The 12198-nt window shown below is 65.3% G+C and carries 8 protein-coding genes; 3 read left to right on the plus strand and 5 right to left on the minus strand.

Annotation, left to right across the window (positions count from 1 at the left end):
- Positions 1-3: 3 nt before the first annotated feature.
- Positions 4-2355 carry an ATP-binding protein gene (locus GA0070216_RS13815; protein ID WP_091245075.1) on the minus strand — a complete coding sequence of 784 codons (2352 nt, stop codon included), beginning with the start codon at positions 2353-2355 and terminating at the stop codon, positions 4-6.
- A gap of 405 nt (positions 2356-2760) precedes the next feature.
- Here GA0070216_RS13815 and GA0070216_RS13825 point away from each other — a divergent pair, with 405 nt between their 5' ends.
- The 3 genes from GA0070216_RS13825 to GA0070216_RS13835 are packed head-to-tail and all read left to right on the plus strand — an operon-like array spanning position 2761 to position 8769.
- On the plus strand, positions 2761-3972 hold the full coding sequence (locus GA0070216_RS13825; protein ID WP_141723078.1) for a sigma-70 family RNA polymerase sigma factor: 1212 nt from the start codon (positions 2761-2763) through the stop codon (positions 3970-3972).
- Complete coding sequence (locus tag GA0070216_RS13830; RefSeq protein WP_091245085.1) at positions 3969-7034, plus strand: helicase-related protein; 3066 nt, start codon at positions 3969-3971, stop codon at positions 7032-7034. Before GA0070216_RS13825 ends, GA0070216_RS13830 begins: the two co-directional genes overlap by 4 nt.
- Before the next feature lie 10 nt (positions 7035-7044).
- Positions 7045-8769: a DUF1998 domain-containing protein gene (locus GA0070216_RS13835; protein ID WP_091245088.1), complete on the plus strand. Its 1725-nt coding sequence runs from the start codon at positions 7045-7047 to the stop codon at positions 8767-8769.
- Here the strand turns inward: GA0070216_RS13835 and GA0070216_RS13840 are convergent.
- The 4 genes from GA0070216_RS13840 to GA0070216_RS35460 form a co-directional block, all read right to left on the minus strand.
- The gene (locus tag GA0070216_RS13840) at positions 8759-9220 is read right to left on the minus strand and encodes a very short patch repair endonuclease (RefSeq protein WP_281190419.1); all 462 of its coding nucleotides are present in this window, start codon (positions 9218-9220) and stop codon (positions 8759-8761) included. The genes GA0070216_RS13835 and GA0070216_RS13840 overlap by 11 nt on opposite strands.
- Positions 9210-10511: a DNA cytosine methyltransferase gene (locus tag GA0070216_RS13845; RefSeq protein WP_091245327.1), complete on the minus strand. Its 1302-nt coding sequence runs from the start codon at positions 10509-10511 to the stop codon at positions 9210-9212. Before GA0070216_RS13845 ends, GA0070216_RS13840 begins: the two co-directional genes overlap by 11 nt.
- A 1102-nt stretch (positions 10512-11613) precedes the next feature.
- Positions 11614-11847: a hypothetical protein gene (locus tag GA0070216_RS35455; RefSeq protein WP_245722483.1), complete on the minus strand. Its 234-nt coding sequence runs from the start codon at positions 11845-11847 to the stop codon at positions 11614-11616.
- A gap of 22 nt (positions 11848-11869) precedes the next feature.
- A complete protein-coding gene (locus GA0070216_RS35460) occupies positions 11870-12148 on the minus strand; it encodes a hypothetical protein (RefSeq protein WP_245722484.1) in 279 nt (92 codons plus the stop codon).
- Positions 12149-12198: the final 50 nt, after the last annotated feature.

Below are 12198 nucleotides of genomic sequence, written 5' to 3' on the forward strand. Positions count from 1 at the left end.
GCCCTATGCCTCGTCGAGTTCGCGTTCGACCAGGTCGCAGCTGAGCCGCATGCGGCGCAGCTCGTCGGCCTCGAGCCGGGGCGTGTGGTCGGCCATCAGGGCGATCTCGCTGACCAGGTTGGTCACCCGGGACAGACCGAGAGTTCGGGCGGTCTGGTCGGTCAGTGTGCTGTACCGGCGGCGGAACACGCGGCCGTCAAGGAAGGCGTCGGGCCGGCGTTCGATGAGCCGCACCACCGCAGTGGCGGGAAGATAGTGGATGAAGTTGCCGCTCTCGATGGCGTCGACCCACTCGTCGCCGAGGCGTTCGAGCGCGAAGCGACGCTCAGCCTCGCCTTTCTCATGAGGGAGCAGGGTCTCCCAGTGGCTGGTCGGTGAGCCCTTGATCTCGCGGAGCATCTGGTTTCTGATTTGATCAAGCAGCTCACGGGATCGTTTGGCAAGGGAGTCAACGGTGATACGGCGGTCGTTGGATGCCCTTCCCTTGAGTTTTTCCAGTGCGGTGACCAGGGGTTGCTTAGTACCGGGGGCTCTGGCGATGAGGAATTCAGCGAGGACGACCTGGACCATTTCGGTAAGGTCGATGCCGAAGTCAGTCAAGATCGGGTGCCGGCGGGCGAGGAACACCTCTACCCGTGGCGCCCGCGCGAGGTGCGCGAAGATCGGCACTGTCCTTCCGGCGGGGTCGAGCAGATCGGCGGCATCGACGGCGTAGACCGAGACATCGATCTTGCCGAGGTCGGCGGCGTCGAATCGTCCCCCGTAGGCGGGAGCGAGGACGGCTGCTCCCCGATAGCGGCTGAGCCGCTCGTCCACTGTCTCGGGCCTGGCGGGCGTCGGGGTGGCGGGTGTCCCGCTGGGCGCCCGACCTGGCCCCGGACGGTCGTTCGTGGACCAGGGATCGGCGGGCGCGGGCTCGGTGGGCGCAGATTGTGTGAGGCCCATCTCGTCGAGGACATCGTCTGTCGCCCCCGGGGTGACGGGGGTGACAACTCCCTTGTCGTGCTGTTCGGCGGCCCGGTACCAGATATCGTCGCTCTGATATGCCTCGTCACCCTTACGGAAACGATCCACCCAGTCCATGATTTGCTCACCGCGTAGGGCAGTCTCGCCGTTGCCCGGGATCAGGTACTTCAGTCCGGGCTTGTCGGTGCGGAAGCCGGTGAACAGCCGGGCGAGCGGGCTGCGGTTCTCCTCCAGGAAGCCACGCTTCTTGGCGATATTGGGCCGCAGGGGCGCTTCACCGCGGATGGTACGAACGACTTTCCTCCATTCCCGCGTGTCGTATTCGAAGGCGGTCTTCTGGTAGTTGACGGCGACGTGGTCGCAGTGGATCTCGCCAACAATGCGGCCCTCGTTGCGGGGGTTGTCGATAGGGTATTCCCTCTCCGGGTCCTCGTTGCCGGTCTCGTCGACCCAGTCGAAGATGCGGTGGTCACGCAGAAGGATCTTACGTCCGTTGCGGAGGAAATCGATCCCGAAGTCGCTGGTGTGCAGGTAGCGCTGGACACCGAGCCAGCCGTGGATGCGCTGCTCGCGGACCTCCAGCCGACCGCCGTCCGGGCAGAAGACACAGGAGTCATGGTCGACGGTCTGCCACCTGCCGCAGACGGCGCAGGCCTTCATTACCCCCAGATTCTCGTCGATGTACTGCACAGCGCGGATCTCGGCGCCGTTACGCATGACATACCGGTCGTCACCCCAGATGCAGGGTCTACGGGGGACGACCTTGCGTAGGTTGACGATGATCTCGATACCGTGCTCTCGCAGCAGGTAGCTGTAGACGTCGCCGAGCTTGATCCTGATCGCCTGGTGGCCCTGCAGCAGGTTGAGCCGTTCTGGCCGCAGGGCACTAATGATCACTCGCGTGCCATGATCCTCGGGATCTTCCTTGGGTTCGTACGTGACCGGGACGTCGAAGGTGCCACCGGCGTGAAGACTGGGTAAATCGATGGTCACCACGATCCAGTGTGGGTCGCCCGCTCTGGTCGTGCGCACCTGGGTCCGCTGACCGAGGCGCGCGGTGGCGATGTTGAAACCCATCCCGAACAAGCCGAGTGCGCCGTGAGCGTCGTTGGAGGACCAGCCGGCGCGGATGGCGTTGTTCAACGTAGCGAGATCCATGCCGCGGCCGTTGTCGGCTACCCCAACCTCGGCGCTCCTGAGATCAGCGCCCTTTGATGGAAGTGAGATCTGGACCGTCGGCCGCTCCCCGTTCGTAACGCCGGTGGAGAGGAAGTTGTCGCAGCAGTTGTCGATCAGTTCGGCGAGACACTGCCACGGGCTGAACTCGATGTCCCCCAGGATGGTGAGGATCTTCGGATCCGGTGTCACGTCGATGGTCTCGATCGCCACTCTCGCTCCCCGCTACGTCGACCGCGTCCGCCTTGGAGCGGATTCGTGAACGAGCCACCGATCACCGGGTATCGACGACTCATGGCGGGAGCGTAACCGAGGGCAAGCGTGATTCGCATCCCCGAGAGGGCGATAGAGCGCCGGATGAAGCAAGTTTCTTTGACGATCTAGCGCGTTCGTTATCCGCATTGAATTGCGCCTGCGGCTACAGATTACAAGCGATGAAGGTGCTCGTCAAGTAGTCACCATAAATGGGGCAGACCACCACCAAGCCGATTTTTTCCCCCTAGCGCTCGTATTGACCTGGGGGCGTGGTTCTCTCGCCGGGTCGCCGGCGACGAATGTCGTAACCGCGTGCTCTAATCCTGAAGGTTTAGAACGGCGCGATGAGTCTAGGTGGCAAACGTGCGTGAGGAGCTAGTCCTGCGGGCGGTCTCGGTCCTCGCTGAGGACGCCGAACGTTTGGATGTCCTGCCGTGGGATCACGTGATCGGGATCCTGAACCGCCGAGGGCTCGAGCCCGAGGAGGTCAGTGCCGTCGTGGCCGAACTGGCCCGACTGGGGATACCTGTAGAGCGTGAAGACGGAGGCGGTGCGGCCGCTCACGATGCGAAGGGGCGATCCCTTCCCGCTCTACCTGCCCAGATGCGGCGGCATCGGATTCTATCTGCGGAGGAGGAAGCCGCGCTGGGCCGGCGCATTCAACTTGGCTTCGCCGCGATGGAACGCCGTCAGGCGGGCGCCGACGCCACGTCGGTCGGCGCTCTGATTGAGGATGGTCTGCGCGCGCGGGACGAACTGGTCCGGTCGAATCTACGGCTGGTGGTCAGCATTGCCCAACGACTGGTCCAGAACGCCGGTGACATGGAGTTAGAGGATCTCCTTCAGGAGGGGGTGCTGGGACTCCAGCGGGCGGCCGAGAAATTCGATCCTACGTTGGGGTATAAGTTCTCCACGTACGCCACCTGGTGGGTGAGACAGGCGATCGGCCGTGGTATTGACAGGGATGGTTTCGCCATCAAGCTGCCCACCCACGTATGGGAGAAGTTGCGGAAAATTGGTCGCTATACTCGATCCTTCGAACTGCGCAATGGCCGTAGTCCGGTATTGCGGGAGGTCGCTGAGGGTGTGGAAATGGATGTTGCCGAGCTGCAGGCCCTGCTCGACATTTCCCGTCCGCTCGTCCGATTGGATGCGCCGATAGGCGACGAGACCGGTGGCGGCACGCTGGGAGAACTGCTGGGCAATACCTCGCTGCCCGCTCCTGAGGACGCTGTCGCCAACGATCACGTCTCCCGACAACTGGGGAAGATCCTTCAGCGTAGTTTCGATCCCCGGTCGATCGACATCCTCGAACGCAGGTTCGGGCTGAGCACCGACGAGCCCGCCACCCTCGACGAGATCGGCCGCATCCACGGAGTCAGCCGCGAACGCGTGCGCCAGATCGAGCTGAAGTTGTTGATGGCATTGTCGGGCGACGACGCGATCCAGGCGCTCGCGCGCCAGCTCGGCCTTCGGCCTCAACCGAAATCGCCGGCCGCTCGCTACGCGGCCGGCACCACCTCACACCGACGTACGCCAGGGACCGTGGCGGCCAGCTCGCAGGAGAACCGATGAGCGACTACAAGGAACTATTCGTCCGCTGGTTGGACAAGCGAGTGACCCATGCGGGACTGGGTACGGATGACACCCACAGTTCGGTCGACCCGGCGGGCGTGTTCTGGCTCGGCCGGCTGGCCTCGGAGCAGGAGGTCGTGTCCGACAACCGGCGCGACCGTCGTATGGACCCCTGTTCGGTGGGTATGCGGATCAAACCTGCGGGGGCTGGCCCTTGGCGATTCCGCGTGTGGGTTAAAGCATACGGCTGGAACCTGGTCACCGCCGGTTCCAAGGACGGCGCCGTGCCCGAGCAGTGGCGGAAATCCGATGTCGCTCGAGCCAGTGTCGACGTTACCGTCTACCGCGACGGAAGACCGCCCAAGGTAGGTGAGGACGGCAGCGATATCCTCACGGCGGCACTCCGCCGGGCCGGTATCGGCACAGCCACCGCCGAGGTCCAAGTAGTCGATGAGTCGTGGAGAGGCTCACCTGAGCTGATCGTCACGGTCGTTAACACGACGCCGAAGTCCGAGGGCCCACGCGGCGAGCGCCACCTGTTCGAGGTAGAACTGGCGGTCCAGGGACTCAGCACGGTCCCGTTCGTGCTCGAGTCGCTGCCTGACAGCTTCCGGTACGAGCGGGAGATGCCGGCGCTGGGCATCAACTGCGGCGTCGAGGTCCGCCGAGGCGCCTTGATTACCCGGGACACGATCGTGGTGTCGACGCGGAGGCCGGAATTCTGGTTCGGTCACACTGCGGTCGATCGACTGGACCTCTCTTTCGAAGGGCTTTCCGAGGACCCGTTGCCGCGGCTGCGGCAACTGGTGGATGGCTTCGCCAAATGGGGCGCCCATGCCTGGTCGCCACAGGCATTGCGCGAGATGCGAGGGGTTGGACCGGCGTGGACGCCGGAGATGCTTACAGCGGCCGAGGATGGCCGTGCCGCCTACGAGGCGGAACTTGATCGGCTGCGTCGCGGCGTCGCGGCCTTGGAATCGTCACCGCAACTGTTGCGGGCATACCGGTTGATGAACGAGGCCATGGGTCGTACCGCCGCCCGCCGCGGGATCCCCCGATGGCGCCCGTTCCAGGTCGGATTCCTTCTCGGCGTGCTACCGAGTCTCGTCGAGGGGCGCCGGGACTGGAACATGGTGGAGATCGTCTGGTTCGCAACCGGTGGCGGCAAGACCGAGACCTACCTGGCGCTGTTGGTCCTGGCGGTGTTTTATGACCGGCTGCGCGGCAAGCACTCCGGGATCACCGCATGGTCGCGGTTCCCGTTGCGTCTGCTGTCGCTGCAACAGACCCAGCGGTTCGCCGACGCGCTGGGGACGGCCGAGCTCGTGCGCCGCGAGCATCGGCTTCCCGGCGATCCGATCGCGTTGGGCTACTACGTGGGGAAGGCGAGCACGCCCAACGAGATCCCGGTCGAACCCACCAAGGATAACCCGGTCGACATCGAGGACGACACGATGCCAGAGCGCTATAACGTGTTGCTCCGCTGCCCGTTCTGTGCGGCCGGCGGGACCTCCACACGATTCAACCGGCGGCTCTGGCGTCTGGAGCACGTCTGTGCGGAGGCCGACTGCCCGTCCGGCGGGGAGGCGCTGCCCCTATTCGTGGTCGACAGCGAGATCTACCGGTTCCTGCCCAGCGTGGTGATCGGCACGCTTGACAAGGCCGCGCTCATCTCGATGCAGGCCGCGATGCGCGGATTCATCCACGGTCCCGCTGGCCGCTGCCGACGGTCCGGTCACGGCTTCACCTACGCTAAGCGCGGCAGCCGACCGTCGGGATGCCTCGTCCCCGGCTGTAAGGAAAGCGCCGACATCGTCAAGCCGCACGAGCGGGCGATGTTCGCGCCATCGTTGCGGCTTCAGGATGAGCTGCACCTACTGCGTGACTCGCTAGGCGCGGTCGACTCGCACTACGAGTCGATCCTCGATGACCTGCAGGTGAAGAACACCGGCACGGACGCTCCGAAGATCATCGCCTCGTCGGCCACACTAGCGGGATACGAGCGCCAGACCAGGACCCTGTACGGCCGGGAGGGGCGGGTCTTTCCCGCCCTCGGACCGTCGGTGCATGAGAGCTTCTGGAGCAAATCGACGGACTTGGCCCTACGTCGATATGTCGCGGTTTGGCCTCGAGGGGTCACTCTCGAATGGGTCTCTGACCGCACCATCACCGTCCTGCAACAGTCCGTACGGCGGCTACTCACCGAGCCGGAGGTGGTGTGCGCGCAAGCGGGCATCGATCCGAGTCACGCCGACGAGTTGCTGCGTCTGTACGGCACCAACGTGATCTACGGCAACACCGTCAAGGACGTCGAGGCCGCCCGCCGTTCAATGGGTGCCCAGGTGCCCGTCGAGCCCCTCAACACGGTCTCGCTCACCGGCCAGACTCCGTTCGACGAGGTCCGCTCGGCGATCGCCACCCTCGCCGATCCCCCTGCGGACTTCGGGGAGCGCGTGCATGTCGTCACCGCCTCGTCGATGTTCTCCCACGGCGTCGACATCGACCGGCTCAACGTTATGACCGTGCTCGGCGTGCCCCTGACTACGGCGGAGTTCATCCAAACCACAGCCCGCGTGGGGCGGAGCCACCCCGGGCTGGTCTACGTGCTGCACAAGATCGGCCGTGAGCGTGACGCCGGCGTCTACAGCCACTTTCAGGCGTTCGTAGAGCACGGCGACCGGCTTGTCGAACCGGTCCCGGTTACCCGTAGCAGCCGCAAGGTACTCGACTTGACCAGTATCGCCGCTATCGAGGCTCGGCGCCTGTTCTTCCACGAACCCCGGTCCGAGCGCACCCGGCTGACGACGACCGACCTTCTGCGCGAATACCACAGCACTGTCCTGACCACTGTGGATGACGAAACCAAGGCATTACGGGAGATGCTAGGTATCCGCGATGACGAGCACCTGCTCGACGATGACCTGCGCCGTGTCGTCGAGGTCTACTTCACCAAGCTCAACGATCTCGGGTTGGGCGCCAAGTGGCCCCACGACCTCTTGCACCGCCGCCCGATGACGTCTCTGCGCGACGTCGAGACCCAAATCCCCATCAGCGACGACTAGGAGCACTCCGGTGAAGGACATGCGCAGCGGCACCCAGGTGCTCTACGGCCTACTTCCCGAGCAGACGGCCGATCTGCAAGGCGGCATTTGGAAGACCGTCGAATGGCGCGACCCGATCCCGGTCGACGTGGACGAGGCAGCCATCAGGCAACGTCTAGAGGCTGAGATCCTCGGCTGGACCAAAGACCAGGGCGCGGTCCGCGCTTCCCGGGCACTCGACGTTGAGGTCGTCAAGGTCAACGAGAGCCGTGGGGTCAAGGTTGAACGCTTCCCCGAGATATACATCTGCCGCCGGTGCCGACGCGTAGAAAGCACCCGCGCCCGCGACTGTGCGTGCGGCGCTCACAACCTATGGCAGCAGAGCCACTTCGTCGGCTACCACGAATGTGGCCGGCTTGAGGAACCCCGTGTACCACGTTGTGACCGCCATAACCAGGTCAGCATGGATTACCAGCCCACAATCGACGCCAGCAAGATCCTTTTTAGGTGCCCCGTCTGTGACAAGCACCTGCATCGCGGCTTTCCCTTCCGGCGCTGCCCCTGCGGCCGTCAATGGGGCAAACGCGGCTCCCACGCGCTCGCCTTCACCGTGCATCGTTCCGCCAGCGTCTACTCGCCGCAGAGCTTCGTCGTCATTAATCCCGGCAACAAACGGCGACTCATCGAGATCACAGAGGCGGGCGGCCCGCGACGCGCGCTCACCTGGCTGCTAAACGGCATGATCGAAGACCGGCCTAGCGAACGTCGGCACACCACCGGTTCGCTGGTCGATCAGCTCGTCGCCAGCGGCGTCTCCCGAGCTGTCGCCGAGCAGATGGCCAGCCTCGCTGCCAACCATGGCGAACTCACCAGCGAGGACGACCTCGGCCCGCTGGGAACCGCGCCAAGTGATCGACTCCTGCGGGCCGAACGCGAGGCGACCGATCTCGCGCTGGCGACCTTCGACGGCCGCGTCCGGGTCACGGACCTGCTTACCGACGGCGTTCCCCCAGCCATGCGAGACCGATACTCCAACGGCTACCCCGCCGCCATCCGCCGTGCCGGTCTTGAGACCGTCGAGTTGGCTGACCGATTTCCCGTCATGCGCGCCGTTTACGGATTCACCCGGGGCGGCACCACACCTGGCGAAGTGAGCCTCAATCTCTTTAGCGGCAAACGAGGTCGCCGCGTCTACGCCGACCCTCAGCAGTCCGAGGCGCTCATGTTCCGCCTCGACCCCGAACTGATCCGCCGCTGGCTCAACGACCGCCACCATCGCCTTCCGGAGGCGACTGACCTGCGGGGCACCCGGGCCGCCATCGCCAGCGCGATCGACTTGCCGGACCGATTCAACGAACAACCGGGCGAAACGACCGTCGGTGCGGACCTGCTCACCCTCGTACACACCTACGCGCACCGAGTCATCCGTCAGCTCTCCGTCTTCGCTGGCGTCGATCGCGAGAGCCTGGGCGAGTATCTGCTCCCCACCCACGGCACCTTCTTCGTCTTCGCGGCGGCACGCGGTGACTTCGTGCTCGGCGGCCTGCAGGCGGTCTTCGAGAATGACCTGAGGGACTTCCTCGATGCCGTCGTGGACGCCGAGCACCGCTGCCCCCTCGATCCTGCCTGTGAGCGCAACGGCGGTGCCTGCCATGCCTGCTCGCATCTGGGGGAGCCGGTATGTGGCCACTTCAACCGGTACCTGCGCCGAGACGCCCTCTTCGGCCCGGCTGGTTACCTCGGGCTCACCCGCTAGGACCAGGCTGCTGCGTCCGGGCCTCGAGTACCGCGGCCCGGACGCGCTGGGCGCCGGCCGCCGCGTCCTCATGCTCCCAGATGCGAACGACCGTCCACCCCGCCGCCCGCAACTGAGTGTCAGTCTCGTCATCACGCCGCCGATTACCGGTGATCTTCGCTGACCAGAACGCCTCGTTCTGACGTGCCGGCCGGTAGTGCTCGGGGCAGCCATGCCAGTAACAGCCGTCGACGAACACGGCGACCCGCGCCTTGGTGAAAACGAGGTCCGCCGTGCGGCGTAGGGAGGGAACTGGCCGGGCACCGACGCGGTAACGCAGTCCTAGTGACCAGACCGCGCGGCGGATACGCATCTCCGGGAGGGTGTCGCGGCCGCGATTGCCACGCATGACTCTGACGATCGACTCCGATGAGGCCGCAGGTCTTGACGCGGCTGCGGCGTCAGAGCTCACCGTCGCCCGAGACCTGTGCGGAGTCGTCCGGCGCCTGACCAGGTCTCAGCTGAACACGTACCGAGTCGCCGATGGCCTTCGCCAGGTCCACCGGCACGGCGTTGCCCAACTGTCGCATCTGCGGGCCACGCGTCCCGTCGAACGTCCAGTCGTCGGGGAAGGTCATCAAGCGAGCGACCTCACGGACGGTCAGGTAGCGATAGCGCCCCAGGCTGTCATTCACCGTTAGTTCGCCACCCGCTACTCCATGAACTCCCGCTTTGATCGTCTTCGATGGCCAGTCGAGGTCGCTGGGCTGATGGCCGCGATATGGTCGGGCACCAGGCCAGCCGACATGATGCTCCGGACCGGGCGAGGGTTTGCGGTTGAGTTCGGGCTCCACAAGCTCGTTCGGGAAGCGGAGCGCATCCCGTACGGTCCGCCACGGTTGCCTATCGTCGGGCAGCGTTGGCGTCAACGTCGCGGTGAACTCGTCTCTAGGCGTGATCCCATGCCTGTCCCAATACCCACCCTCGATCAAGTCGTTCACCAGGCTGGCTTTGCTGTGCGACGGAGTGGGGGGCTTCCAGCCGTCGATGCCAAGGTTGGCCCGATAGGCGACAATGAACAGCCGCCTCCTGATCTGCGGAACACCGAAGTCGGCGGCGTTCAGGATCGCGGTCCGGACTACGTAGCGGTCGCCGTCCGGCACGTCTCCGTCGTCTAGTCGCTTCTTCAGACGCTGGTGGTGCCGCCGCCAATCCTCGTCGGGCTTACGGGCCTCATGGGGCAGGCGCAAGCCGTCGAGGATGTAGTCGTAGTAGTCCTTGAATGATGGGCGTGTCAGACCCACCACGTTCTCGGCGATGACAACCTTGGGCCGCACTTGGTGAGTGACGCGGAACATCTCAGGCCAGAGATTGCGTTCCCCGCCAATCTTCTCCTCGATGTCCTGCTTTTTACCCGCGATACTCCAAGGTTGACAAGGGACACCCCCGGCAAGAACATCCACTTTCCCCTCAAAGAGGGTGAAGTTGACATCTTGAACCTTGCCCTCAATCAGAGGCCATTCGGCGCCTGTTGTTGGTATCGCGTGCGCTGCCGCAGCCAAGTCGGGGCAGTCCTTGGCGCGGTTGTTCCTCAGGGACTCACAGGCCCGTTGGTAAAGCTCGACGGCTAGGCGGTGGCGGTAGCCAGCGCGATGCAGACCCTCGGCGAGCCCTCCGGCGCCGGTGAACAGCTCTATACTGGTCAGAGGCTCGGCGTCGTTCTCAGGATGCCCTGAACCATTAGAACGTTTGTTCACTACCATCACCGGTACCCTACAGCCGCCTCAGCCATCATGTAGCCCCCGCATGACCAGTTCCAGCGCTGGCCGCTCACATCCAACAGGCCATCTCGCACGGATTCAAGTCGTCCACGCGATCGACCGGCCCTGCGAGGTGGTGCGCGGCGACTACGATTAGCCCAGGTGGCATGCGCTTGCGTGCAGCGGCCTGACACCTAGGCGCCGGGGCATACATAGCACACATGGTGTTTTCGGCACTGGTCAGCGGGTGACCAAGGCGGCTGTCAGCGCCCCGGCGACCAGGTACGGACCGAAGGCGATGCTGCGCACGGCGCAGCGCCAGGACCGGACGCTTCAGCGGTAAACGACGATCATCCGACTGATCGCTGACAGGGCGGCTCTGACAGCGCCCACTGTCGGAGGCCCGTCAGGCTGTGAGCGTGCTTGTCAGAGCACCGAGAGCAGTTGTCGGACCGACGGCCTCTGTCAGAGCCGCCGTCGCGGCGCGGTGACATCTGTCAGCGTGGGCTCCGCCATGACGGCGGACCTCTGACAGAAGTCGACCCCGGAAGACAGTGACAGCGCCACGACGACTGTCAAGGGCTACGTCGACGAGTCGGAGGGCTGACAGTGCCGGGCCAACCGGCGATCCCGCCGGTCCTGCTCTCTGTGCGGCCGGAGGCGGTGAGGCATGGCTCCCTACAGGAGGTATTTCGGCCTGCCCGGCCGGCCGGGCAGGCCGAAATACCGCGAGCCCAGCGGGTGGACTGTGAGCAGCAGTGGCCAGCGTCTTTTGTCTGTTCTGTCAGGTCGCCGTGGCCTTGTGAGCCGCTGTCAGAGGGCTGTGAGTCCGGGAAGTGTTCGCCAGAGCTGACAGAGCCCGGTTTGGGGGTGTGAGCGCATCGTGACTGGTGATCATGGCCGACGGCCAGCCGGTCGATGCGGATGACCTCAGCCCGCCTGGCCAGTCGCTGCAGCGATTTTCTCCACGTCTCGTGCCGGGTTCCCATCGCTCTGTCAGGGGGGCAGACAGTGGTCGGCCACGTCACCGCCGTCCGCCGGCGTCACCTACGACACGTGGCGCTGCGCGGACGTGGTGGCCGGCGACGAAGGTTGTCGGCTGTGGCTACCGCCGTCGGGGTCCCCACCACGGCAGGATGGGCGGCAGCTCGGCCAGGGGATTGCTGGGTCGTCTCAGCGCGGCGGACCCGTCGTCGCCGTCCCAGCGGCGGCCGTACTGGTCCGGCATGTCGCCCCAGCCCCGGTACGGGGTGGGCTGGGCGGCCATCAGGCCGAGTTCGTCGAGTGGGTCGATGCGGTGGTCGGCGACGGTACACAGGTGGGCCCAGTCGTCGCCCATGTCGAACACGTAGGCGAACTGATCACCTGGCGAGTCGGCTCAGTGCGGTCCTGTCGCTGTCCACCGTGCCGTCCGGTGTGTCTTCCCACGTTCGGAAGGAGCAGACCGGGGTCTGGTCGGCCAGGGTGAACAGCCGTAGGTGCGCGAGGTCCCAGCGGGCGAAGGCCAGGTCGATGGCCGTGCCCAGTTGCTCGAACGTGTGCGACCTGGCGGCGGCGAGGATCCGGCCCGGCCGGGGCCAGTAGTCCTCGCCCCGCCCGGAGACGAGTTCGACCCGGATCGACAGCCACGTCCTGGCCACCGTTCACCTCCCGCTGCCGCCGGCCGACCACGCTACCGCTGCACCACGGC

Origin of the sequence: Micromonospora matsumotoense (assembly GCF_900091525.1) — a bacterium.
GTDB lineage: Bacteria > Actinomycetota > Actinomycetes > Mycobacteriales > Micromonosporaceae > Micromonospora > Micromonospora matsumotoensis.

Bases quoted from the DNA above. Each gene is read 5' to 3' on its own strand.
- GA0070216_RS13830 (WP_091245085.1), top strand. From the start codon at position 3,969: ATGAGCGACTACAAGGAACTATTCGTCCGCTGGTTGGACAAGCGAGTG.
- GA0070216_RS13845 (WP_091245327.1), bottom strand. From the start codon at position 10,511: ATGGTAGTGAACAAACGTTCTAATGGTTCAGGGCATCCTGAGAACGAC.
- GA0070216_RS35455 (WP_245722483.1), bottom strand. From the start codon at position 11,847: ATGGGCGACGACTGGGCCCACCTGTGTACCGTCGCCGACCACCGCATC.